Source organism: Ectobacillus sp. OTK, assembly GCF_059698935.1.
The window spans coordinates 837,961-863,989 of sequence record NZ_AP048547.1 but is presented as its reverse complement, the minus strand read 5'-3'; the positions used below and the strand labels follow the sequence as shown (position 1 = coordinate 863,989).

21 protein-coding genes and 1 pseudogene are annotated in these 26,029 nt (G+C 41.5%); 6 read left to right on the top strand and 16 right to left on the bottom strand.

Annotated features, from left to right (window positions below):
- Nucleotides 1-51: 51 nt before the first annotated feature.
- Nucleotides 52-621, bottom strand: a complete 570-nt coding sequence (locus AC6HZ4_RS04285) for an MFS transporter (RefSeq protein WP_497493800.1) — start codon at nt 619-621, stop codon at nt 52-54.
- Complete coding sequence (locus AC6HZ4_RS04280) at nt 618-1,979, bottom strand: FAD-binding oxidoreductase (RefSeq protein ID WP_497495595.1); 1,362 nt, start codon at nt 1,977-1,979, stop codon at nt 618-620. Before AC6HZ4_RS04280 ends, AC6HZ4_RS04285 begins: the two co-directional genes overlap by 4 nt.
- A 489-nt stretch (nt 1,980-2,468) precedes the next feature.
- On the opposite strand from AC6HZ4_RS04280, the gene AC6HZ4_RS04275 reads away from it, so the two are divergent.
- The 3 genes and pseudogenes from AC6HZ4_RS04275 to AC6HZ4_RS04265 all read left to right on the top strand — a co-directional run.
- On the top strand, nt 2,469-2,690 hold the full coding sequence (locus tag AC6HZ4_RS04275; protein ID WP_497493799.1) for a YjcZ family sporulation protein: 222 nt from the start codon (nt 2,469-2,471) through the stop codon (nt 2,688-2,690).
- 322 nt (nt 2,691-3,012) lie between these two features.
- Nucleotides 3,013-3,240, top strand: coding sequence for a DUF1858 domain-containing protein (locus tag AC6HZ4_RS04270; RefSeq protein ID WP_497493798.1), 228 nt, complete (start codon nt 3,013-3,015; stop codon nt 3,238-3,240).
- Nucleotides 3,241-3,332: 92 nt separating this feature from the next.
- Nucleotides 3,333-3,605: pseudogene (locus AC6HZ4_RS04265) on the top strand (PAS domain-containing protein); the annotation flags it as partial.
- Nucleotides 3,606-3,675: 70 nt separating this feature from the next.
- On the opposite strand, the gene AC6HZ4_RS04260 reads toward AC6HZ4_RS04265, so the two are convergent.
- Entirely contained in the window at nt 3,676-5,319 is a 1,644-nt protein-coding gene (locus tag AC6HZ4_RS04260; RefSeq protein WP_497493797.1) for a PAS domain-containing sensor histidine kinase, read from the bottom strand.
- Nucleotides 5,320-5,560: 241 nt separating this feature from the next.
- On the opposite strand from AC6HZ4_RS04260, the gene AC6HZ4_RS04255 reads away from it, so the two are divergent.
- Together AC6HZ4_RS04255 and srtD are read left to right on the top strand one after the other, a co-directional pair.
- Complete coding sequence (locus AC6HZ4_RS04255) at nt 5,561-6,073, top strand: processed acidic surface protein (RefSeq protein ID WP_497493796.1); 513 nt, start codon at nt 5,561-5,563, stop codon at nt 6,071-6,073.
- A complete protein-coding gene (gene srtD, locus AC6HZ4_RS04250; protein ID WP_497493795.1) occupies nt 6,070-6,693 on the top strand; it encodes a class D sortase, LPxTATN-specific in 624 nt (207 codons plus the stop codon). The genes AC6HZ4_RS04255 and srtD overlap by 4 nt, the downstream gene beginning before the upstream one ends.
- Nucleotides 6,694-6,929: 236 nt before the next feature.
- On the opposite strand, the gene AC6HZ4_RS04245 is transcribed toward srtD, so the two are convergent.
- The 3 genes from AC6HZ4_RS04245 to AC6HZ4_RS04235 all read right to left on the bottom strand — a co-directional run bounded on the left by AC6HZ4_RS04245 (nt 6,930) and on the right by AC6HZ4_RS04235 (nt 12,020).
- Nucleotides 6,930-8,888, bottom strand: coding sequence for a beta-propeller fold lactonase family protein (locus tag AC6HZ4_RS04245; protein WP_497493794.1), 1,959 nt, complete (start codon nt 8,886-8,888; stop codon nt 6,930-6,932).
- A gap of 19 nt (nt 8,889-8,907) precedes the next feature.
- On the bottom strand, nt 8,908-10,965 hold the full coding sequence (locus AC6HZ4_RS04240) for a hypothetical protein (RefSeq protein ID WP_497493793.1): 2,058 nt from the start codon (nt 10,963-10,965) through the stop codon (nt 8,908-8,910).
- Between the two features lie 218 nt (nt 10,966-11,183).
- A complete protein-coding gene (locus AC6HZ4_RS04235) occupies nt 11,184-12,020 on the bottom strand; it encodes a C39 family peptidase (protein WP_497493792.1) in 837 nt (278 codons plus the stop codon).
- Nucleotides 12,021-12,326: 306 nt separating this feature from the next.
- Here AC6HZ4_RS04235 and AC6HZ4_RS04230 point away from each other — a divergent pair, with 306 nt between their 5' ends.
- Nucleotides 12,327-12,827 (top strand): PCYCGC motif-containing (lipo)protein, encoded by a 501-nt coding sequence (locus tag AC6HZ4_RS04230; protein ID WP_497493791.1) that lies wholly within the window; start codon nt 12,327-12,329, stop codon nt 12,825-12,827.
- Between the two features lie 37 nt (nt 12,828-12,864).
- Here the strand turns inward: AC6HZ4_RS04230 and modB are convergent, their stop codons facing one another.
- The 10 genes from modB to AC6HZ4_RS04180 all read right to left on the bottom strand — a co-directional run bounded on the left by modB (nt 12,865) and on the right by AC6HZ4_RS04180 (nt 25,983).
- Nucleotides 12,865-13,533, bottom strand: a complete 669-nt coding sequence (gene modB / locus AC6HZ4_RS04225) for a molybdate ABC transporter permease subunit (RefSeq protein ID WP_497493790.1) — start codon at nt 13,531-13,533, stop codon at nt 12,865-12,867.
- A 301-nt stretch (nt 13,534-13,834) separates the two neighbouring features.
- A complete protein-coding gene (gene fdhD, locus AC6HZ4_RS04220; RefSeq protein ID WP_497495594.1) occupies nt 13,835-14,632 on the bottom strand; it encodes a formate dehydrogenase accessory sulfurtransferase FdhD in 798 nt (265 codons plus the stop codon).
- A gap of 34 nt (nt 14,633-14,666) precedes the next feature.
- On the bottom strand, nt 14,667-15,029 hold the full coding sequence (locus tag AC6HZ4_RS04215; RefSeq protein ID WP_497493789.1) for a Na-translocating system protein MpsC family protein: 363 nt from the start codon (nt 15,027-15,029) through the stop codon (nt 14,667-14,669).
- An 88-nt stretch (nt 15,030-15,117) separates the two neighbouring features.
- Complete coding sequence (locus AC6HZ4_RS04210) at nt 15,118-15,597, bottom strand: helical membrane plugin domain-containing protein (RefSeq protein ID WP_497493788.1); 480 nt, start codon at nt 15,595-15,597, stop codon at nt 15,118-15,120.
- On the bottom strand, nt 15,597-18,551 hold the full coding sequence (fdhF, locus tag AC6HZ4_RS04205) for a formate dehydrogenase subunit alpha (protein WP_497493787.1): 2,955 nt from the start codon (nt 18,549-18,551) through the stop codon (nt 15,597-15,599). The genes AC6HZ4_RS04210 and fdhF overlap by 1 nt, the downstream gene beginning before the upstream one ends.
- Before the next feature lie 527 nt (nt 18,552-19,078).
- A complete protein-coding gene (locus AC6HZ4_RS04200; protein WP_497493786.1) occupies nt 19,079-20,338 on the bottom strand; it encodes an L-lactate MFS transporter in 1,260 nt (419 codons plus the stop codon).
- Between the two features lie 506 nt (nt 20,339-20,844).
- Nucleotides 20,845-22,104 carry a bacillibactin exporter BcbE gene (gene bcbE / locus AC6HZ4_RS04195; protein WP_497493785.1) on the bottom strand — a complete coding sequence of 420 codons (1,260 nt, stop codon included), beginning with the start codon at nt 22,102-22,104 and terminating at the stop codon, nt 20,845-20,847.
- 336 nt (nt 22,105-22,440) lie between these two features.
- The gene (locus AC6HZ4_RS04190; protein WP_497493784.1) at nt 22,441-24,309 is read right to left on the bottom strand and encodes a PTS fructose transporter subunit IIABC; all 1,869 of its coding nucleotides are present in this window, start codon (nt 24,307-24,309) and stop codon (nt 22,441-22,443) included.
- Nucleotides 24,310-24,322: 13 nt separating this feature from the next.
- The gene (pfkB, locus tag AC6HZ4_RS04185; protein WP_497493783.1) at nt 24,323-25,234 is read right to left on the bottom strand and encodes a 1-phosphofructokinase; all 912 of its coding nucleotides are present in this window, start codon (nt 25,232-25,234) and stop codon (nt 24,323-24,325) included.
- Nucleotides 25,231-25,983 carry a DeoR/GlpR family DNA-binding transcription regulator gene (locus AC6HZ4_RS04180; protein ID WP_497493782.1) on the bottom strand — a complete coding sequence of 251 codons (753 nt, stop codon included), beginning with the start codon at nt 25,981-25,983 and terminating at the stop codon, nt 25,231-25,233. The genes pfkB and AC6HZ4_RS04180 overlap by 4 nt, the downstream gene beginning before the upstream one ends.
- Nucleotides 25,984-26,029: the final 46 nt, after the last annotated feature.

Here is a 26,029-nt window from a genome sequence, read left to right as displayed (position 1 = left end):
TTTCAATATGTCTAAGACCCACTTATCCTATCAATCTGATACAAATGCTATTTACACAGCATTTGTATCAGAAGTACGGATGCTTTTAGCTTTTCCTATCAACAGGAAGCCGCTCCATACGTACAAAAGCGAGGCAATATAAAAGATGCTACCAATCGTCAAAAAATCTACTAAATAGCCTGTTACGATTACAGCGGCAGCGGCACCAATAGACGTCCAAAAATGATAGCTGCCTATTTCTCTTCCTGCTTTCTCTTTTTCTATTTTTCTAACTAATGATGTTTTTTCTCCATTTTTTTGAACTGCTCCTAATACCCCCATTATGATTTGCAGCACATACACATGCCAAACCTCCGTTGCAATGGGAAATAAAAGCAATACAATAGCCATTGCCCATGCATACACGATTAACAGTGTATTGTCTCCAAAACGATTGGAATCGGACAGCTTTCCGATAAGCGGGTATGTTAAGGCAGCTGTTAGTGTAAATAAGCCGTATGCCCAACCAAACTGTGAGAAACTACTCCCTACATCTCGAAGCAGCAGCACATAAAATGGAAATACCATACTGCCAGCCATCATTACTAAACCTTGCGACAGAACAAATTGCCTATACATCATCGTCCGTACTCCTTATAAAAAAGATTTACAAACCGTTCCTCTGGGTCATACTCCCGTTTCTTCACAAAAAATTCTTCTATACGCGGATACGCTTGATATAATTGCTTTTTCGTTGGATACGGATAATACGGTAAATAATAACTGCCATGATGGCGCAGCGTTACATCAATCATTTCTCTAATGACATCTCCAGTTTTGTGTACTTCTTTTTCCGAACGACCCTGATTAATAAGCAATACAAGCGCAAACATATCTTCCTTTGCATAAGATAACACCGCATGATCATTTTTCTTTACATATCTCACTGTGATGTTTAGTAAATTCAGCTCATGCTGCTTCAATACACTTCGCAGCTCGTCAATATAAGATGAAAATTGCTTCACCGGTACGAAATACTCCTGCAGTATCTCAGTACGATTTTCACTTTCGTATTCCATAAATGCACTGTCAGATCGCATCACATTATTTCGCGTTTCATACGTTCCGTTGATCTGTTGCATATATGTACGCTGCAGCTCCCAAAACATATTTTTCCCCCAATCACTATAACGGGACAGTCCGAGAAAAAGCTTCGGAAGCGCCACGATCGGTTCCCCCTTAAGCTCGCTATACTTCTCCCGCTGACTTTCACCCCCCATCAGCATATAATCTGTTACATACATCTCCCGCAAGAATGTATCAGGTGCAACAGAAATACGAGCTAGATGCATACGCACCTGTTCATTTCCTTCTACTTCTCGGCGAAAATATGCTGCATACTCTGTATAATCCATCTCATTCGTTCGCCTTTGGTACAGTTCATCCTCGGTAAGCTTCAGCGTTACATCCAAAATCACCCCGAACAAGCCGTATCCGCCAATAACAAACGGAAACAACTCTGCATTCTCGGATCGGCTGACACTCACAATACTCCCATCCGGCTTCAATAGCCGAAAAGACTGCACCGTATCAATTAGCGCATCATGCCGAATATCACGCCCGTGTACATTAACACTTAAAGAGCCCCCGACCGTAAAAATGTTTTGTGACTGCATCACCTGTATTGCCAAGCCGTACGGATTAATTTTTCTTTGAATATCGCCCCATGTCACTCCGCTTTGCACTGTAATTGTCTTCTCTTTTGGATCAAATGATAGAATCTTGTTGTATCCCTTCATATCTAAAACAATACCACTTGGATAATATGTCTGCCCCCCTTGACTATGCTGCATACCTGCAATAGAAAGTTTCTCGTTCCTTTCGTTTGCTTGCTGTACAATGCTCCTTAGTCTCTCCTCCCCCGTTATTCCTTCAATGCGCTTAACGGCCGTCGGCAACAAATGTCCTTTGTCCTCCATAACAGGCTGTGAGATTTGCATTTGGTACAGACTGACCGAACTGCCAAACAGCAGCCCGTATCCTACAAAAAACAATATCCATATTCGCTTCACACCGCCACTCCCCAAGGCGTATTTTTATACTTTTATCCATTATATTATACTACACCTCACATTTCGTTTTACTAAAAAAAGTGACTGTCACATAGACAATAGCCTTTTTATTACACTATCTTTTCCGCAGCTCCATTTAAAGAAAACTCGCCAATTGGCGAGCCGTTAGGCGAAAACAGAGGCGTAGTTGCACTTATACTTTATTCCTAAATTTAATACTACATCGAATTTGCTTCTAGCTGGAAATTTATATTTTCTTAAAGTGCAAGCGAAAGAAGCTAGAACACCATTCAAAATAATTTATAAACAAATACCCTTATATACAAGCCCAATCGAAAATCGAATAGGCTCCTAACACCCTCAAGATGCATATTCTGCATTGTATCTTTTATACTTACATCTGAGGAGGAATATAGTATGAATGAAATTGGGGAACCATTCCGTCCGTACAATGTTGACCATAAAGACCATAAGGACCATAAAGACCATAAAGACGGATTTGGGTTTTCAAAGGATTTTGCGTTAATTATTGTGCTGTTCATCTTATTGATTATCATCGGTGCAACTTGGTGCGGCGGATTTGGCGGACACAGCTGTGCTCCTGTGTATGGCTACGGCTACGGTCCTTATTACTGCTAAATAAATAGAGATACCCCTTCCCAAAAAAGCCCTGCCCTCTGCTCTTCAAAAGAAACGGTCGGAATCAGCCCGACCGTTTTTTTATTTAAAGATAAGACATTAGAACCTTTTGGGCATTGTCTAGTGAACATGGCCTACTCCCATCTCTAAAATAACCTCCCATGCAAAAACAAAATAGCAGTTTGGCATCGCATCATACATACGTTCCTTCACAAAATTGCTTTCTTTCCCGTGACTGCAATCACAGCTGTCTCTCCCCGACTATGATATCTTTTTAATGAGAAGAGTTCTCATCTATTGCTGTAAAAAGAGGTGAGTGTCCATGACAAAGGTTGTGGATTTAACAAAAACCGTTTATGAGCTGTGTACAGATGATCCTGAATTGATACACATTCTAAAGCAGCTTGGCTTTGAAAAGATTACGAAGCCCGGCATGCTCCAAGCAGCGGGTCGATTTATGACAATTCCGAATGGGGCACGCATGAAGGGCATTCATTTAGACATGATTAAGGACACCTTGAAACAATGCGGATACGCATGGAAGGAATGAAGGAGGCATCTTTATGAGTGAAATCATTAACAATCGTGAAACGCATGCTCTAAAGGAAACAACACGCCAAACATTATTAAAAGAAATTATAAAGGATTTGCACAACGGCAAAAGCGGTAATTGGAAGAACAGTACAAAATTGCCATCCGCCGCAAAGTTTGCATGTTGTGAATCAATTGCTTGAAGACTTTAAGAATGGAAAAAAAGATACGGAAGACTTTTGGATTGCATTCCGCGATAAATATGTCTATATTCGTTATTTTGCTGTACGAGACGAGAACGGCAAATATATAGGAACACTGGAGTTCACCCAAAATATTAGTCCAATTCAAGAAATCTCAGGAGAAAAACGAATTTTGTCTTAGTATAAAAAGAAGTTAACCATCGGATTGGTTAACTTCTTTTTTGGAATATTTTTATGCAAACAGATGTTGTCTATGAAACAATAGCCGGATTTATATAAATCGGAAGCAAAATTTCTACTTCTGTCCCTTTATTCACTTCACTTTTAAATACAATTTTCCCTTTATGAGACTCTACAATTCGATAGCTCACAGTCAATCCGAGACCGGTTCCTTTTTCCTTATAAGAAAAAAATGGCTCACCGAGATGCTTAATTCGCTGCTCTGGAATTCCGCATCCATTGTCCTTCACCCGTACAAGCACCATGTTCTCTTCCGTTTGGCTCATAGTAACTTGGATTTTTGTTGCTCCGGCTTCTACCGAATTTTTGATAAGATTAATAAACAACTGCTTCAACTGGTTTGATTCACATTCAATAAGAGGAAGATCTTGTTCAGCTTCGATGTCAATTTCTGCACTATATAGGTTGGTCTGTGATTCAAGAAGCGCTTTTACATCCTCTACAATAGATACAATGTTATCCTGCTTGAAATGTAATGTTTGCGGTTTTGCTAAAACGAGCAGCTCACCAACAATATGGTTAATCCTGTCCAGCTCATTTAGCATAATGCTGTAATAATGCGTATGCTCAGAGTTTCCTGTTTGTAAAAGCTGTACAAAGCCTTTCAATGAAGTAAGCGGATTGCGAATTTCATGAGCAACACTCGCGGCTAACTCGCCGACTACGGAAAGCTTTTCCGCTCGTCGCAGTCTTTCCTCTGTTTCTTTTATTTTTGTAACATCCTTGGCATACCCAGTAACACCAACAACCTCGTTATCAATAATAATCGGAACGGACGTGCATTCAAACATCATTTTTACGCCGTCCTTCCGCACGATCTCCAATTCTTTACCTTTACTGCTTACCCCCGTTGTAATAATTCGGGAAAACTCATCAGTCACTCTTTCTTTATCCTTATCAGAGATAAACGAAAAAATAGGTTTTCCAATAACATCCTCAGCTTTATATCCTATGATTTCTTCAAATACCGGGTTTAAATTCGTAATATTACCTTTCAAATCAATCATATATACAAGATCTGGATTATATTCAAACAAAGATTTATAACGCTGCTCACTTTCTTCTAACTTCTTCCTCGCTTCCTTCCGCTCCGTAATATCTCGACCGATTACAACCAAACCCTTACGGCTGCCATCCTCAAAAAATAAAGGAACTTTGATTGTATGGAAAACTTTAAATGTACCGTCCGGCATAGGAAGGACCTCTTCACAATGCGTCAGCTCACCTGCTTGCCAAGTTTCTTCATCCGATATTTCACAATAGTTCAAAGCTTCTTTATAAAACGATGTATACTCAGCGAGCTCGGAATCCTTCTTCCCTCGGTAATCTACATGTTCTAGCTGGAACAGCTTCAAGCCAAATTCATTTGCCTGAATCCATCTTCCTTCTCCATCCTTAAAGTTAACAAAGTCAACCATGGCGTTAATCAGTGTGGATAATCTTTGCTCCTCTTGCTTAACATATTGAAGCTTCTCGTCCTTTTTTAATAAATAATATATAAAGCAGCCTACTAAGAGGATGTATATTATCCCTTTTAGCCGTTGCCATAGCACAATGTTAAAGGTATCTATATAGATCTCGAGTAAAGAATCTGTCACATATAGCCAAATAATGCTTAAAGTTACATACATGATTAAAATCTTTTTCTTGTTCACCAAATTCTCACCCTTTTTCCGCAATACTTAGCTCCACATTTTTTGATTCTAACGTTCCTATAATAAATTTACAATGAAAAATAATTAATTCTTTTGGATTATCCTTCAAAAGATTATATTTTTAAATCCTATTTTGGTTTTCTTCGGAACACCTTCTAATTTTTCTCATTTACCTCGTATGTTCGGAACTATTTGGCAAACAATAAAGGCGTGTATATAAAAGAAATAGGAGGAAAAAACATTGTTGAAACCATTTATTGCTTCGCTTTTTGTTGTCTTCGTTTTCAGCTTTGTTACACCACTTGTATCACATGCAGCTGTTCCAGAGGAGGAACTCAGTATTTATTTAGAGGATATCGGATGGACAAGAGATATAATGGACATGTACATAGAACGCGCATCCCGCGGAACAAAAACATTAGACTCATTCAACTCTCTTGATGACCTTGCAGCCTACCTCGGACCGCGCATAACGGATGATCAAGCATTACAAGCTCTTTTTGATAAGTATGGCTATACGAAAGAGGAGATTGATGACCTGCTCCGTAAATATAACACGTCTGTAGATGAGTACGCCTTTGTAAATGAATTGGATTTGGATCTCCTTGATATTTTAGCTGAACAAGACCAAACAGAAAACGGAGGACAAATGCCTGATACAGCCGGTAACTATGCACTATATGCTCTATTCGGAGCTGCATTGGCAGCCTTCGGAAGCTTCTTCTTGTATAAGGGGCTTGTTGTAAAAAGATGAGAAGAACAGCTTCCTTCATTCTTGGCATTATGCTTTGTACCATTGGGGGATATCTCTTATATACGAACGGACAACAATTCACAAAGGGTAACACGCAATCTCATTATAAACAAATACAGGTGCAAACAGTGCCTTCTCCCCAGTCTCTTCCTGTCTATCTAACAGTTCCAGCAAAGGGAGAAGCTTTTGGAACATTGGATATTCCAACTCTGCATATGAGTTTACCGATTTACGAGGGGACGGATAAACAAGAGCTGCGAAAAGGAGTTGGACATTATATAAAAAGTGTTCTGCCCGGTCAAGCCGATAACTGTGTACTGTCCGGGCATAATGACAGCGTATTTCGCCGCTTGGACGAAATACAAAAAGGCGATGATTTTATTATCCAAACAAGCGCTGGCATCTTTACGTACCGCGTCACAGATATGCGAATCACCGATCGAAACGATAAAACCGTTATTGTACCAAAACCAAAGGCTTCGCTTACCATTACGACATGCTATCCGTTTAGATATATCGGTTATACATCAAAACGATACGTAGTAGAGGCGTCTCTTGTGGCGCAGCATATATATGATGGTTCTAAAGCCGTAGAAGCATCAGTATTAAGCAAGCGGTAAAGGTTAAGCAGTACACCGGAACCAAATTCTTTTTATATGTTGCAAAAATAAGCCTTGAGCAATTTGTACATTTGCTCAGGGCTTATTTAATTAAGGTAAGAAAGTATAATATCTAGCTCCCATGGCCTGCTTGCTGCAGGGAAGGACCTCTGCCCCCACAGGCAAAAAGCGCCTCAATGAGCGGAGAACTATCTCCTTCAGGATCAAGGCGGACCATGTCCGCTTTTCTTACCCGCTTATTCAATTGACTTAACATACACAGCAATAGCCTCTATTTCCTGCGTGGATAGCGTATCCTGCTCTGGATATTGGTGCTGTTCAATCGCTTCCTCAATCGTTTTCGCGCTTCCATCATGCAAGTACGGTGCCGTCGCCCATACTCCCCTTAAGGTTGGCGGATCAAATTGCCCGGCTGAACGCGGATTTGTATAATTGGCTCTTGCATCTCCATTCGAATCTTTATCCAATGGATTGGCAGTACCAATATTATATAAAAATTGCGTATTGCTTGTCGTTAAAGCTCCCTTTGCATCAACTGCCTGAGTACTCGATGTAAAATACTCCCCTCCATGGCAGCTTAGGCAATTGGCTTTCCCTTGAAACAGCTCTTCCCCTTGCTTAGCCGTTGAAGTAAGTTCTCCTTTCTCGTTACGATAAGGACTTTTCGGAACAGGAAATGAGGTTGGTTCATTTAAATAGGCGAGCAGCGCATCGTACATATGCTGTACGTTCGACTGAATCGGCTTACTTGGATCAACATTCATCATACCGCCCATCTCATCCTGTACTGTATGAATGTAATCTGTAAAATCGTCTCGCGAGCCATCCCACATGAATAGGCCAGTTTTTGTTGTCAAAATATTGCTCGGCACGTTACGCGGTCCCTTTGCGGTCATAAGTGTTAACGAATTGATATCACCGTCACTATGGCATGATGCGCAGCTCATCCAATTGTTCCCAGTAATTTCACCGGCAAACTCATCGCTATTTGCGCTATAAAAGATTGTTTTTCCTTCTCTCACAAGTGAGGAAAGCGAATCCTTTGCAATTAATTTTATCTTTGTATCCGTGATTTTTACCTTCGCATAAGACGATTCATCATTGATTTGCAAAACAGCTATATCATGACTCATCGCATTATGGACAAGAAGTTCTCCGCTTTCCTTCAAAAGTACAAGTCCTCGCGGGTTATCTCCGGGAATACGTCTTACAATCTGTGAAGCCTTTCCTCCGCGCGCAAGATCAAATACGACAACATCTTCGCTTCCTGACATAACAACGAATGCTTTCGTACCCTTTGAATTGAATGTGACATCATAAGGATTGGATACAATCATCGTATTGTTTTGATTATCCTTCACATTAATCTCGTCAAACAGCTCCTTTCGCTGATCGACGATTTCTTCGTCCTTCTCTACATCAATTACCGAAACAGCAGGGAAAATCGTTTCTTCAAACTGAATCACCGTATCTGTATTTGTTAACAAATGCAAAACCCAGGCTGTTTTCCCGTCAGGCGCAATTACAAACTGCTCAATTGTATTTGGAATCCCCTGGCTTTTTTTTCGGTCCTCTTTATCAGGTGAAGCTACAAGTGCAATCGTTTTTTGCACCTTGTTTGTTTTTGTATCTACAACACTGATTGTTCCATCCAAATAGTGCGGTACATATAATTTTGCACCATCCGCAGTGAGTGCTAATGTTCTAGGTCGATCTCCTATTTTAATGGAAGCAGTTTGCTTTTTCTTTCCAATATCAATAACGGAAACTGTCCCCGAGCGAAAATTAGCTACATACAATTGCGTTCCATCTTGGCTTGTTACAAGCCCAAATGGCTCCTGTTCTGTCTTAATACGACTTACGACCTTGTTCTCTTTTAAAGAAATCACATCAATTCGATTATCATACATGCATGATACATATACATATGCCTCGTCCGGACTTAATGTGAGCTGACGCGGTTCTTGACCGACTTTAATTTCCTTTTCTACCTTCTTAGATGCAGTATTCACGATTGAAACAGTGTTTACATCAATGTTTGCAATGTACGCCCACTTTCCGTCCTTACTCGTAATAATATTATCGCTGTGAACTGCCGTATCTCTTATAATCTTATCTTTTGATGCAGCCGCGCTACAACCTGCAAACGCTCCTATACAAAGGAGCGTCAGCAGGAAAAGAAAGAGTTTCTTCATGACTCAACCCTTCTTTTCATTATTTTGTTATTTCTACATTCACAAGCACCGGAGCAATCCCATATTTGCCGTGTCCCGCTTGTACTTGCGGAACCGTATCACCGTCTGTATTTCCGCTTTTGTCGCCTTCTTTATAGAAGTCTCCTGTATCCCAAAATTCGCTTGCTTGCATCCCTTCCTTGAGTGATGGACCATCAATTACCTTATTATAAAAATCAACATAGCGAGAAATAACTGTATCCTTTTCCAGGGAAGGGTACTGCTCTTTATCGCTTTCCTCATTACCTAAGTTCAATAATGCAAGTCGAAGCGTTGCTGATAGACCGCCAGCTGTAAACGGTGTATACTTCATTTCTCCTTTTGTTGTTTCATACACATGGAGATCCTTGTTCCACATTTGCGTATCAACAGCATTGTATAGATTACGTGCTGCCTCACGGTATTTCTCATCCTTCGTTGCTAAATATACAGCCGTTAGCCCGCGAATCGCACCAAGCTGAGCCTCAAGCGTTGCAGCCTTCTCATCCTGCCCTTTACCGATTGTAAAGCCGTTCGCAATCAATCCGGATTTTGTCATCATATTTGTAATCATAAAGTCTGCTTGTTTTTTCATCATTTCTAGCGCAAGCTTTCCTTCTTCGGTTTGCAGCCCCTTTGCATCCTCCCCGCTTGCATAGCCAACTGGTAACCCATCAATCGCACGCTCAAAAATGCGTAATGCTTCTAGTGTATACCCTGCGTCAAACGTATCAATATAATTACCTTGCTTTACACCGTCATGTGAGCTGACAAACGCTCCGATTTCTTTATTAAAATGCATTGCTTCTAGATTTTTAAAGACCTGCAGCAGTACATCGCGGTTTACAGAGTACGGATCATACGCCTTTACATCATTCGTGCTTGTACTATCGATATTTTCCTTCGCAGCAGCCGCAAATGGAGCACCATCAAACGCAGCACGAAACGCTGGATTTACCGCGCTGTTTTCTGGCCTCTGATCTGTCATACCGTAGAATTCAGAAGATGGCCATAGCATAAGCCATTGATCGCGAAGCAAGCTCCGTGCATCCGTCACTTCAAGCTTAGAAGCCTTCGCCGCCTCTGCTCCCTCTTCTGTCACCTTTATTTCATGAGGCAAATATACAAGTCCTTCCGAAGGATTGTACTTGCTTCCAGTGCCGCTCGTCAGCTGCTTCGTAGCTGAATTATAAAATAGGCCGTCACGAATATATGCTAGCTTATTCCAAATTTCTTCCGTTAAAACAACTCCCTGAAAACCATCAGCCGAACTAACACCAAGGCGAACATTTGGATCGCTGTCCTGTGTAGAGGATGTAGCCTCTAGCTCCTCATCCTTATCGACTGTATGGAAGCCGCCCAAGAAATCCCCTGCCCAAAGCGCTTGTTTAAGAAATGCTCCTCCATAAGCAGATGGCGTCAATGCCTTGCTCATTTTCTCTCGGTCCCAGCGCAATGTTTTGAAGTCCACTTGATACACTGGAACATACGTCTTATCTTCATTTTTTGCATACACGGATGTATCAACCTTTTGTGTATAATGCGGATCTCCGCTGCTATACTCAATAAATGTCGGATACATATTACGGAAAATTTCTTCCTTTGGATAGCCGACACTATCAGCTAATGTATAAAATCGCTCCTCTAATAACGCTGGACTTTGTTTTTCTGCCTCCTTTGCCATTTTCTCTACAACAGGTCCGTTAAGAAGATGAAGGCCAAGCCCGGATTTCTCTACCACTTCATACATTGCTTCTTCTGAATATTCGTACGACTCGATTCCGGCGATATAATCAAACTCTGTAGGCTTGTTTACTTTTTTGGCGTCCAACAAATCAAGATCAAGACCGAGGGATTCAGCCAATGGCTCCCCTGATAATTCAAATTCCGCATATGCAAACATATTACCTGCTGTATTAAATGTATAATCTGTGACAGGAGCCTTATATCCGCTGCTTTTCTCTTCTTCCTTTACTGCCGATCTTTGCGTGCAGCCTGCTGCGATAAGAAGAACAGCAGCTACAGAAAAAGTAGACATGACTTTCCACGGTCTTTTCATGATAAACACCTCTTATATTCTATGAAAATGATAATTATTATCAAATGATCCCAAGTTATTATAATATGTATCTCTTCCCATGTAAACCGTATTCATAATATTTTATCATTTTCCAAAAGAAGATCCCGAATCAAGTTCATGACGGGGAAATTACAAAACAAGAGCTGCTCCGTCTTGGATAGACGAAGCAGCTCTTGTTAGAAATATTATTTCCTAGGTTACAGATGGGTATATGTCACAGCCTGACTTCCCATTTGCACCCAAGCAGCTTCAAATTCTGCTTTCGGTACCTTTGTACTTGCCTGTTCTGCAAGCGGGTCATTCATATATATATAGTCTTTATCGTAGCCAGTAACTAACACACTATGCTCACGATATGTAATTTGAATAGGCCCTGAAGCGGTTTGCCATGTGTGGAACTCACTCTCATTTAATGGTCTAAAAGTGGAGTTCGTAATTACTAATACCGGAGTACCGGCTTGTAGTGCTTCATATACACTTTCCATGCTCATTCCGCTTAAATCCTTTATTCTCCCCGGCAAATATCGCTCTGCTAAATTCGCGATAGGGGCATGATACACTCCATACCCATGCTCGGAGAATGTATATATGTTTCCTACAAACCCGTCATTCGGATTTCCACGTACACCGTTTTTTAGAAATGGAACCTTTGCAATTTCTGTTGCTAAGGTCATTTTATCAACATTGACTCCCGCAAACTGCAGCAGCATGGCCAAGCTTGTGACTTCACAGCCGCGCGCTAGTTCAGGCATTTGTTGAATAAATGGAACATTCTGTAATAATACTATCTCCTTCTGCGATACAGCCTTCTCCTCTTCCACCTGTATAGTAGAATCAACCTCTATCTTATTAGTAATCTCTTTATCTGCAACCTGTTGCTCCTCCTCCTTTTGTTCACGCTCCTTCTCATCCGTATTTTCCGTAACGGCAACCGTACTATCAGAAAAACCGAAATAATACGCAGCAGACGCATATGTAACAAAAAGAATTGCAACTGCAAGAACATAAATAGGCCAACTCGTTAGTCTGTTCATATGTCCTTCTCCCACTTTCCTAACTGCTTATCTCTCAACATATCAAACTCTAGCAGAATATAATGAAAGTACAGTGAAAACAAAAAGCAGGATTTCGCTAAATATATTGAATATTAAAAAAATTAATAATCTCCACAACCATTTAAAATTCTTTCATAAAGCAATTGTCTTTCTTTCTTATGAAAAATACTAAAAATCTTGTTACAATAGAAATAGCCATCAAAACAGAAATACCTGCGGAAAAGGGTTCACATACACAACATATACGATGTGGAGGAATTAAAACTATTTGTTAGGAGCGTGCATATGAAAAAGCGATTATATCTCCCATTGCTACTCACTGCTTCTCTATCCCTAAGCAGCTGCGGCGTGAAAGAAGAATCTCAGGAAAAAAAAGAAGCAACTGAACATACCCATGCCCATGGAACCATCGGCGATATAACGGAAATAACAAAGAATGCTGATACACTTCCATCCTTTCTTTCTTCGCAGCCAGAGCAGGTGCAGCAAATCTATCGTATTGCCGCTCAAAACCATGAACTCCTAAGCTGGATCCCATGCTATTGCGGCTGCGGAGATAGTGTTGGACACGAAAGCAATAAAAACTGCTTTATTCGAGAAATAAGAGAAACAGGAGAAATTGTATGGGATTCGCATGCGACAACATGTGTAAATTGCATGGAAATTGCCCTAGAATCCGCTTCCTTAAAACAAAAAGGACGGTCAACAGTAGAGATTCGCAATTATATCGATACAAAATATAAAGAAGGATATGCAAAGCCAACCCCAACACCGATGCCGCAATAACAGACAGCACTGCTTTTATCTATGAAGCAGTGCTGTTTTATATACTCATTTTCTCACTAATTTTTTGAGATAGCACAAGGAAGCATACAGACAAAACGACGGTCGCGGCAACCCACGCCCATGCCAATTTCATATTTCCTGCATCAATTGCCATATAAATGGCTGTTGGGATGGTTTGTGTTTTGCCGGGAATATTTCCAGCGAACATAAGAGTAGCTCCGAATTCCCCCAATGCACGAACAAAGCTCAAAATCGCCCCGCCCAACAAGGATGGAAATGCCATAGGCAGCGTCACATGCCAAAATACATCCCAATCGCTCGCTCCTAAATCCTGCGCCGCTTCCTCTATTGTCACATATCGCAAAGAGAAACCTGCCTTTGCAGATTGATACATGAGAGGAAATGCTACGATAATAGAAGCAATCACTGCTGCCCACCATGTAAACATAATAGGGTGACCAAATACAATCTCTACCCCTCTGCCAACAGGACTGTTCTTTCCAAAAATGATAATGAGAAAAAAACCGACGACAGTAGGGGGCAGTACCATCGGACTAAGGAAAAATGTTTCCAACAGTATTTTCCCCCGAAAATGAACCCGTGCCATCTTTCTTCCTATATATGTTCCCGCTATTACAACAATTACAGCTGCAATGGCTGCAATTTGCATCGATAAAAAAATAGGTTCCCAAAACTGATGTTTCATAAGCTTCACTCTAGCTCCATATCTATTTTTTTAAGCTTATAATAAGCTCTTGTTCACGACCATCCAAGGAAGCAAATCCCCCTGCCTTTGGTCGTATTTCTTCTATTATAATTATTTATAAACAATTGATAAATACAGAGTGCAAAAGAGAAGTATTTTTCACCAATGATACATATAAAGAAAACCTGCCGATTAGCGAGCCGTTAGGTGAAGACAAAGGCGTAATTGCACTTACACTTCGTTCCCAAGACTTCCTAAATTTGCACGAAAAACACCGCTCTATCATACAAAGCGGTGTACTCTATCCATTGAATTGCGGCGTTATAATCCGCTCTGGATTTGTATAGATATTTAAAGCTTGATTGCGAATGAAGCCAACAGTGGTAATGCCCAGATCTTCCGCTAAACGCAGCGCTAGCTCAGTTGGTGCGGATTTGGAAAGCACAATACCACACTTAATTTTTGCTACCTTCAGCAGTACTTCAGAGGAAATGCGCCCGCTAAATACAATAACCTTATCTTCTAACGAGATAGAGGTTTCTAAACAATAGCCGTATATTTTATCGAGCGCATTATGCCGACCGATATCTGTTCTTGCCACAATGATCCCATTGCTATCGCATAAGACAGCATTATGAACGCCGCCTGTATTCTGAAAAATAGTTGATGACTTCTGCATCATTTCCACCAGACGAAAGCAATCTTCAACAGAAATCCTTGTATCTGTCTTCTTAATTGGCTTCACCGTTCTTGCATCATTGTGAAAATAAAAGCTTTGGCGGCTTTTTCCGCAGCAGGACGTAACATATCGCTTAGAATGAAACATCTCATTTAGCTTATTCATTCGATGCGTAGTTACAAATGCTTTTCCCGTCGTTTCAATCACCTGCAGCTCTTTTATATCCTCATAACAGCTAATGATACCTTCTGATGCTAAAAAGCCGACGACAAGCTCCTCAATGTGCTCTGGACTACAAACTAGCGTCGCAAATTCCTGTTCATTTAAGATAATCGTAATTGGATATTCCGTTACAATAAAGTCCTCTATAAATTGAACCGTTCCGTTTTCATAACGTAATACTTGATTGGCAACTTGCATTTTCTGATCCACGGCTCTCTTCTCCCTTGCCTATCTATTTTCCTTTTGACTCAATCGGCTGATCGAACACGAATACCGTCATAGCGATGTCTTCATCGATATTAATGTCAGAAAACATCCGCAGTACCTTTGACCCCATTAATGCTTCAAATTTGTCTACTACCTCAGTTCTTTTATAAATTTGCTTGACCATCTTTGTACGAGCTTCATGTACCATCTGCTTCCCCTGTTCCGAGCTGATCATGAATTTTTCAACATTCGTCAGATTTCCCTTCATCTCGCTAATAGCCCAGTTGCCAACAAAACGGGTGCTAATTTCCTTCGGACCGTTTCCAACAAACTCCTTTCGCACTTCCCTAACGAGCATGCTGAATTGGTGCTCTAGATTTTTCGCCATCGTCTCCCTCTCCTTTCTTTAGAAGCAGCTGTCGTTAAGCAAGGAAACCCATTCGTCCGACAAGGGACAAATGGATTTCCTTTCTCAACTATTCCTTTAACCCTTCACCGATACCTTTTAAAAGATTCAATCCGAAGCCAATTGCGCGGTTTATATCAGGATCCTTTAATACCTTCATCAAGTCTAGTATACCAACTTTCTCACCTGATTGAAGACCTTGCTCCGCTTTTTGTAAACCATTCGCTACGCTCGTCATAAGCTTTTGTGTCATCTCGGGATTGATTGCTGTTAATGCTCCAGCTGCTGCCTTTGCGTTATTTAACATATTTGTTACAGGCGGACGGTTTAATTGACCGACCGCAATTTCCGCTATATCTGCCTTTGCTTTTACAAGACTATTCAGCGCTTCAAGAATACCGCTATCATGCAATTCCTGAAGAAGATGCATTGCCTCTAGAAGACCATCAGCATTTTTTGCAGCCTCCTGCAAAACGCTATCAAGCACTTGTACCTGTTTTTCCTCCTCTGTTACAACAGGCTTTACAATTTTTGTAATTGGTTTCGCCATTATTGTTTCCCTCCTGCCACGTTTACAGCCGCAATTGGCTCATAATCAGCGCGTGCCCATTTCCGTTCTACCTGCACACCAAGCTGCGGGTTGCGTACTGCATAACGCGGATTGTACATCGGAAGCGGTCTCGCCCCTTTTTCTTCAAGTATTTCCATGCGCACCTTCGTTTGCTTATAAGCAGGTGTCTGCGTACGCACATCTCCAACACTTCCCGTTAGCATATTAATCGCATTATCATGGCTGACAGAGTGCATTGGCACATACAATTCATTTCCTTGCACGCGGTCTGTAACGAGTGCGCGAAGCTTAATGGCACCGTACGGAGATTCTAATCGGACTAATGTCCCATCCTTTACACCTCGTTCCTCTGCTAGCTCAGGTGATACCTCTACAAACACCTCAGGTACTTTATATTGAATACCCTTTGATTTGTTTGTCATATTGCCTTCATGGAAATGCTCTAACATACGTCCGTTGTTTAATACAAGATCAAACTCCTTCGGATACTCAATTGGCGGCACATATTCTACTAAGGAAAAGCACGCTTTTCCATCAGGGAAGTTAAAACGCTCTGTATATAGAAGCGGCTCATCCGTTCCATCTGCCTGTACAGGCCAAACTAAGCTGTTCCAGCCTTCTAATCGCTCATATGTTACACCTGCAAAAATTGGTGCAAGCGTTGCAATTTCTGCCATAATCTCACTCGGGTGATTGTAATTCCAAGCTGCACCCATGCGCTTTGCAACCTCCTGAATAATCCACCAGTCTGGCTTGGAATCCTCAAGCGGTTCAAATACTTGATACAAGCGTTGAATGCGGCGCTCTGTGTTTGTAAACGTACCATCCTTCTCAAGAGACGGAGCAGCAGGTAAAATCACGTCAGCAAATTGTGCTGTTTTTGTAAAGAACACGTCTTGGACAATAAAGAAATCGAGCTTGCTTAATGTGTCGTGTACGTGAGTTGCATTGGAATCTACCCATGCCATATCTTCACCCATTAGGTACATCGCCTTAAGTTCACCGCGTTCTACTGCCTCTAACATGTCGATGTTTGTAAACCCTGGCTTATCGGAAATCTTCACACCATATGCTTTTTCAAAGCGAGAGCGTGCTGCCTCATCTGTCACACGTTGATTACCAGGTAAGGAACCAGGGAGCGTCCCCATGTCACAAGCACCTTGTACGTTGTTGTGTCCGCGAAGCGGGTAAGCACCAGCCCCTGTACGTCCGTAGTTTCCTGTTGCAAGCAATAGGTTCGAGATAGCTGCAGATGTATGAGAACCCGCAACGTTTTGCGTTACACCCATACCCCAAAGGATACTTGTTCCGTCTGCATCACGAATCATTTCTGCCGTTTTGATGATTTGCTCCTTCGGTAATCCTGTTACTTTAGATGCATAATCAAGTGTATATATTTCTAATTTCTTCAAATACTCTTCGTATTGGTTGACGCGTGCTTTAATAAATTCTTCATCGTGCCAGCCCTGGTCAATGATATATTTTGTAACTGCTGATAACCAAACAAAATCCGTACCTTGCTTTGCATGTAAAAACAAGTCAGAGCGTTCCGCCATTTCATGCTTACGAAGGTCTGCTACGATCAGCTTTTGACCACGCAGCTTTTGCGCGCGTTTCACGCGAGTGGCAAGAACCGGGTGGCCTTCTGTTGGGTTTGCACCAACGATGATAACAAGACCAGAGTTTGCGATATCCTTGATTGTTCCAGAGTCACCGCCGTAACCAACTGTTGCCAGAAGCGCATCCGTTGCTGGAGATTGGCAGTAACGAGAACAGTTATCCACATTGTTTGTTTCAAATACTTGGCGAGCAAGCTTTTGCATAAGGTACGCTTCTTCATTCGTTGTCTTGGAAGAGCTTACAAAACCTAGTGCATCGCTTCCGTATGTTTTCTTAATAGCGCTCATCTTCTCTGCAATCAATGTAAGCGCCTCATCCCATGTTGCAGAAACAAACTCATCACCTTTACGAATTAACGGTGTTGTTAAACGTTGCTCACTGTTTACGAAGTCCCAACCAAATTTTCCTTTTACACAGGACGATACGCTATTAACAGGAGAATTTTCTGTCGGCTCAACCTTTAAGATATGACGATCCTTCGTCCATACTTCAAATGTACAGCCTACACCGCAGAATGTACAAACTGTTTTTGTTTTCTTTGTACGTGTTTCACGCATCGATGCTTCCACTTCAGACAGCGCAAAAATTGTTGTATAATCCGGCTCAACATTCTTTACTAAGTCAATCATCGGTGTTAAGAGCTCATCGCCGATTCCGCTCATAAAGCCAGCTTCGCCAAGCATCGATTTTTCCATTAATGCGTTACATGGACATACTGTTACACACTGACCACAGGATACGCAAGAAGACTCGTTAATAGATGTGTCTTTATCCCAAATCACGCGAGGCATTTGACGCTCCCAGTCGATTGTCAACGTTTCATTTACCTGTAGGTCCTGACATGTTTCTACACATCGGCCGCACAAGATACACTGATTAGGGTCATATCGGTAAAACGGATGAGACATATCAACCTCATAGCCTTTTTCGCGGAACGGGCGCTCTTGATGCTTTACTTCTAACAGCTCAGCCGTATTATGAACGCGGCAATTTCCATTGTTATTATCACATACTGTACAATATAAAAGGTGATTTTCTAAAATGCGATCCATCGCTTCAGATTGAGCCTTTTTAGCAAGCTCTGAAGATGTTAAGATATTCATTCCTTCTTCTACTTGTGTTGAGCACGCACGCATAATTTTACCGTCAATTTCACACATACATGTATCGCATGTTTGTATCGGTCCTAACACTTCAGAGTAGCAAATATGCGGATGCTCTACACCCTGACTTAACAAGTAATCTAAAATTCTTGTACCTTGCTCTATTTCATGTGCTGTTCCATTAATGGAAACCTTCACTATCTCTTTCAAAGATAACCCTCCCTTATCATAAAAAAGCGCAAGCACCCCGCCTAGCTAGGGCAGACAAATAACCCGCGCACAAAACATGCGGTTTTAAGAAGTGGATTTATGGAAATTTCCCATGTGTTCTTCACCATAAAGGACGCTTTTGGACGTTGGAATCGGGCGACACCTTGCATGTTATACTTTCTGTCTGAACAAAAAAGCCCCACCATAAAACAGCTTATATGCAAACATACGCTGTTTTATGGTGGGGTAATTACATAGCATTTATAAAATACTAGCGATCCATCCCGCCATATTTATTCAGAAGAGCAGGATACAAGAGCAATTTGTATTACCTTGCATCAATGAACTTCTCTCGTGTTATATACATTTTAAATATATCATATTCTTGAACTTTTTGTGAATTTTTTCGTGCAATTTTATCAAAAACCATTTTACTCCAGATCACGAAAAGCAGCCTTGCCCCACTTCACAAAGAAAAAGTATTAGATCGCAACGCTCCCTAATACTTTTTCTATTTTTTCTCTGCATTAAGATACGTGCTTCGCTTGCCCAGTTGCTTTTTGTTCACGTAAGCGCTTCAGATCAAAGCGGATCATGATAGAAACAATGAACGCTACAACAAGCAGAGCTGTAAATACATAGAATACCGGAATATAACTTCCAGTAGACTCTTTAATTTGAGCCACTGTAATTGGACCTACGATACCAGCCATAGACCAAGCAGTCAATAAATAACCGTGAATCGCACCAAGCTGCTTTGTCCCGAACATATCGCCGATGAAAGCAGGAAGAGCAGAAAATCCACCGCCGTAACAAGTTACAATAATAAAGATAAGAGCTTGGAATAAAAATGCATTTGATACATTTGGAAGCAGTAAAAATGCAACAATTTGAATTACAAAATACGTCGTAAACACCGCCGGGCGACCGATATAGTCAGAAATTGTTGCCCAACCGATACGACCACCTCCGTTAAACATACCCATAATACCAACCATAGATGCTGCTGCTGTCACGCTCAGTCCAGCAAGTTCCTGAGCCATTGGTGAAGCTACGGAAATAATCATGAGACCAGAACTGATGTTGATAAAAATCATAACCCATAGTAACCAGAAGCGTCGTGTCTTCACCGCTTCATTCGCAGTCAATTGCGCTAAATCCCCCTTTACCTTTACAGGCTTCGCATGACTCCTCCCGCTTGCCATACCTTTTGGTTCCCATCCTTCGGGCGGGCGAGAAATGTAAGAAGCCCCTAAAAACATTAGGAAAAAATAGCTAATGCCTAGGATATAGAATGTGTTAGAGATTCCTATGCCTTGAATTAATTTAGCAGCGATTGGGCTTGTAACTAAAGCGCCCGCACCAAAGCCAAACACCGCCATTCCAGTAGCCAAGCCGCGGCGATCGGGAAACCATTTCACAAGGGTCGATACAGGAGAGATATAACCAATTCCTAAACCGATACCGCCAATTACTCCATATGTGATAAGAAATAAAGTTAAAGACCCTTTTGATACAGCAAAACCAGATCCAATTTGTCCTAAGCTAAATAAAATTGCAGATACTATTGCAGACCTTCTTGGACCTTGCTTCTCTACAAAGCGGCCAAAAATTGCTGCAGAAGCTCCTAAAAATGCAATTGCAATTGTGAAGGCAAGAGAGACCTTCGTTCCATCCCACCCTAGCGTATCACTCAAAGGCTTTTTGAATACGCTATAAGCATATGCCGAACCAATAGACAAGTGAATTGCTATAGCGGATAGTGCTATAAGCCAACGGTTTTTCATAATTTCCCCTCTCAATTCAGTGTGAATTCTGTTTTGAAGATTCTGAAATGGTATAGCCCTTTCTTCGTTGATGCTGTCATCACATAAAACATAAAATATAAAAACAAAAAGTTCGTGCTCATTTCGAAGCGCTTACTTCCAGCCCGGAGCTCTAGCGCACATAAAAAACCCCACCATAAATACGATTCCATGCACATATGCCATGAACCGTTTTATGGTGAGGTAAGATCTGAGCATTTAACCATACCAGATGTCCTTCCCGCCACAGAGAACGAAACGAACAGGATCAATATGCAACAACATGTTACATTTCATCAATGAACGTTCTGTTTTCTATTAACATTTTAAATATATCATATCCCTTTATTTTTTGTGAATATTGTGTGACAAACTTTTTATATTTTTGTAAAAAACCACATGATAAAACGAAAAGGACAAAAACACTGCTCTCCTCTTAGAGCAGTGTCATTCTTTCATCCCCCTCTTCAAATTAACAGGAGACATATTTATACCGGATGCCTTTTTACTTTGGCAGGTAAAGGACGTACACTACCAGCCTTTCCTTCCCTCGACTTATTTTCGTTTGGTTTAATAAATAGGAGCACCAAAGCTGCCCCAACTAGTCCAAGTAAGCCGGATACATAGAAAATTTTAGAATCCGAACCTTTCATAAGAAAAGCGTATAGAGGGGGACCAGCTGCAACTCCAATAAATCTCATTGAGCTGTATAAGGAGGTAACAGTGCCGCGCTCCTCCTTCTCAATCCCTTCTGTAATCATAGCATCTAAGCTTGGTAAAGCAAGTCCAATCCCAATTCCAGCTATTATGAGCGCAGTTATCAGAATATAAATACTATAGAAAAACAGCGGGATTACAAACGATCCTCCTAGCATGGCAAATCCGATAAACGTACAGCGCTTCATTGTCTTTTTTTGATCGCCAATTTTCTTTCCTGTAATATAGGAGCATAACGACAGCGCCGTAAGTGGAATCGCAAGAATAACACCTTTCCAAATACCAGCAACATGGTATTTGTCTTCTAACAATGTAGACAAGTAAAACTGAACACCAAACAAAACAAACATGATAATGGCACCTAATATAAAAATTGTGAGGAGCCATCTTTCCTTTTGGCGAATTGTTTCCATAACAGTATGGATAAATTCTTTAATTGGTACCTTCTCCTGTTCCTGTTTAGGCGGTTTGACAAAAAAAAGAATTAACAAAATAGCTGCAGCGCATAAGATAGGAATGAACCAAAACGGCAAAAACCATACTACTGTTGCAAGCGCAGATCCTAAAATTGGGCTTAGTACCTTCCCAAAAGTGTTTGATGTCTCAATCATCCCTAACCCGCAGCTTACATCTTTTTCCTCCTTGAATATATCGCCGACACATGGCATAACAACCGGCATAGCACCGGCTGAACCGATTCCCTGCACAATGCGCCCCGCTAGAATCCACCAGTATGGGTTTGCAATTTTCCATGCAGCCCAGCCTGTAATGGCTCCTCCAATTCCAGCCAGCAGTAAACTGGGAATAATAACCTTCTTTCTTCCCCAGCGATCCGACAAATAACCAGCCACTGGGATAAGCAAAATAGCAAAGATAGAGTACACCGTAATAATCATCGAAACCTGAAACGCTGTAATATCAAGCTTTCTTTCAATGACCGGAAGAACAGGAATCAGCATAGAATTCCCTAACGTCATGACAAGAGGTACAGACGAGAGTGCCCATAGACAACATTTTTCTTTTTTCTGCATCACATTCTCCAGCCTTTATCAACTTTTATCCGAGAACATCCCTTCCTTAAGGAACGTGAGGGGGCATAACCCAATAAGCAGGGATAGGATGAATCGGATTTCCACTTAAAATTCCCATGATCTTTTAGTACATATATAGCTGCGTGAAGCATTCCTCACATAATTAAACTTCCCTTTCCTTCACATTTTTACACAGTTCACTTCATTGTATATATAAGGAATTGAACCAACCGCCACTTACCGCCGAGCTGCTCGTAACGTACTTGAAGCAGGAGGCTTCTTTCGGAATATAATAAAAAAGGCATACACCTAAAACGGGTATGCCTTTTCTTCTTATTATTCTTGCTCTTCTACTGGTTTCTTCAAGAAACCAACCAGTAATGCTGTTACAATAGAACCAATTACGATTGCCAGCAAGTATAGGAATGGGTTTCCTTTTACAACACCGATAACGAACAAGCCGCCGTGCGGTGCTGGAAGACCGATACCGAACATCATTGTTAACGCACCTGCAATTGCAGAGCCGACAATGATGGAAGGGATTACGCGACCTGGATCAGCTGCAGCGAATGGAATCGCACCTTCTGTAATAAATGATGCACCCATGATGTAGTTTGTTTTTCCTGCTTCGCGCTCTGCTTTTGTAAACTTACGTTTGAAGAATGTTGTAGCAAGAGCCAATCCTAATGGAGGAACCATACCGCCAGCCATGATTGCAGCGTGCGGAGCATAGTTTCCTGCATCGATCATTGCGATACCGAATGTGAAGGCTGCTTTGTTGATAGGACCACCCATGTCAACAGCCATCATACCACCAAGAATAATACCAAGTAATACTAGGTTTCCTGTACCAAGACCGTTCAACCATGCTTTCAAACCTTCGTTTAATGCTTTTACTGGATCAACGATAACATATAGCATCACCATACCAGTGATGAATATACCAAATAAAGGATATAACAATACCGGTTTAATACCTTCTAATGACTGTGGTAAACCACTGAATGCTTTCTTCAATAGAACGACTACATAACCTGCTAAGAAACCTGCAATTAATCCGCCTAAGAAACCTGCACCATTATTAGCAGCGATAAATCCGCCAACCATACCAGGAGCGAAACCAGGACGATCTGCAATACTCATTGCGATAAAGCCGGCTAATACTGGAATCATTAATGCAAACGCGCTGCCGCCGCCAATATCCATCAATGCTTTTGCGAATGGATGGAAGGATGGATCCTCTGGATCAAACGCTTTAATACCGAACATAAAGCAGATTGCGATTAAGATACCGCCGCCTACAACGAACGGAAGCATATTGGATACACCGCTCATTAAGTGCTTGTAGAAGCCTGTGCGCTCTGTTTTTACTGCGCCGCCGCCTTTGGACCCGCTGCTCTTGTAAACAGGAGCATCCTGCTTCACCGCACGCTCAAGTAACTCCTGCGGCTTGCGAATACCTTGTGCAACCGGAACTTGAATCACGTGCTTGCCATCAAAACGATCCATTTCAACTTGCTTATCAGCAGCTACAATAATAGCAGTTGCTTCTGCAATTTCTTGTGCTGTTAATGCATTTTTCACGCCGCTGGAACCGTTTGTTTCAACTTTAATATCAATGCCCATTTCTTTTGCTTTTGCTTTTAAAGCATCAGCAGCCATATATGTGTGAGCAATTCCTGTCGGGCAAGCTGTTACAGCTAATACCTTTTTACCAGAACCAGTCGAAGCCGTTTCTTCTTCTGCTGCATCGCGTTCTTGCGCATCAATTGCTGCTAATACCTCATTTACAGTTGAAGCATTCTCAATTTTGCTGCGGAACGCCGGATTCATCAGCATAGAGGACAAACGTGCTAAAGTTTCTAAGTGTGCGTTATTTGCGCCTTCTGGAGCAGCGATCATGAAGAACAAGTGGCTCGGTTGACCGTCTAACGCCTCGTAATCTACACCCTCCTTAGAACGTCCAAACGCAATTGCTGGTACTTTTACTGCGCTTGTTTTCGCATGAGGAATTGCAATTCCTTCACCAATTCCTGTTGTACTCTGTGCTTCACGCGCTAAGATTGCTTCTTTAAATTTTTCTTTATCTGTTAATTTTCCAGCCTCATTAAGCTTGTTTACAAGCTCATCGATTGCTGCTGCTTTCGTTTTCGCCTGCAGATTCAAAATTACTGTGCTGCTTGTTAAAAGCTCTGTAATTTTCATGTGAATCCCCCTTCTATAATTGAGTAATCGTTACTTCAGGTAATAGTTTTTCTACTTCTTCCTTTGTACATAAATCGCTTGAGAAAGCTGTAGCGCTGCCGCTTGCTACACCATATCGGAAGCATTCCTCAAGAGCTTTTCCTTGGGTGTATGCTGCTAAAAATCCGCCGATCGTAGAATCTCCGGCTCCTACCGAGTTTTTGACTGTTCCTTTTGGCGCATTCGCATATAAAATTTTATCATTGGTAATTAGAAGTGCACCTTCTCCCGCCATAGATACAATCACATTCTCAATACCCGATTCTACAAGCCGTTTCGCATATACAATCGATTCTTCTTTACTTGTGATCGCGGTTTCAAACAGCTCGCCTAATTCATGATGATTCGGCTTCATGAGAAATGGTTTTTCTTCGATGATTTCCTGCAAAGCCGGCCCGCTCGTATCCGCTACAATCTTTACCCCGCGCGCTCTCGCAGCTGCCGCTAATGTTTTGTAGAAATCTGCTGGAACAGAAGCAGGAAGGCTTCCCGCTAATACGAAGATATCTCCTTCGTTCATAGCTTGAACTTTTTGTAACAGCTCATTTATCTGCTCTGTTTCAATCGTTGGACCTTGTCCGTTAATTTCTGTTTCCTCTCCAGACTTCAGCTTCACATTAATGCGTGTATTGCCATTCGTTTGTACAAAATCATGATTGATTAGTTCCTTATCCAACTCTTCTCGAATGAACTCGCCAGTAAATCCGCCGATAAATCCAAGAGCTGTATTTTCAACGCCTAAGCGCTTTAATACTCTAGAAACGTTAATTCCTTTCCCACCTGGATATTGCTCTGTACGGTTTGCCCGATTTAAATCTCCCAGCTGGATAGAATCCAGTTCGACAACATAGTCTATGGAAGGATTTAGTGTACATGTATAAATCATTTTTTCACAACCTCTATAAATGTTTTCTCTTTATATAGTTTCCACAGTTCTTCATCACATTCATTTGTGATTATAGCTGCCTCATGCAAATCTGCAATTTTGGAGAATGTGCTTTCGTTCCATTTCGTATGATCAGCCAACACATAAGCCTGCTGGGAAAGCTGAATAGCCAACCGCTTTACGAATGCTTCTTCCGGGTCTGGTGTCGTATAACCATAAGTAAGATGAATGCCGTTCACACCAATAAAACTTTTATCAAAGCTGTATTGTTCCATCCCCATCACCGCACCTCGTCCTACTAACGCGCGTGTCCTTTGCTTTACAAAGCCGCCTGTCAAATAAGTAGGAATGCTATTCTCCAGCAATGCTTCTAGGTGAGTGATACCGTTTGTAACGACAACCACATCCTTGGCCTCTATATGAGGAATCATCTGCAAGGTTGTTGTGCCTGCATCTAAAAAGATACAATCACCATCTCGAATTAAACTTGCTGCATGCTTGGCAATCTCTAATTTTTCCTGCAAATTCTTAGTGGATTTCTCAGACACACTAGGCTCTTCCCTTTTCTGCTGAAGCAGGGCAGCGCCGCCATGAACGCGTTTGAGCTTCCTTTCGCTTTCAAGCTGACTTAAGTCTCTTCGAATTGTTGATTCAGATGAAGAAGTCGCATCTACAAGCTCCTGCAGCTTCACAACCTCTTGCTTCTCCAACAAATCTAGGATGATGCGATGTCTTTCTGCTGTCAGCATCCCCTCACCCCCAATGCATGCTTTATTGTTTACGCTTTCATCATAC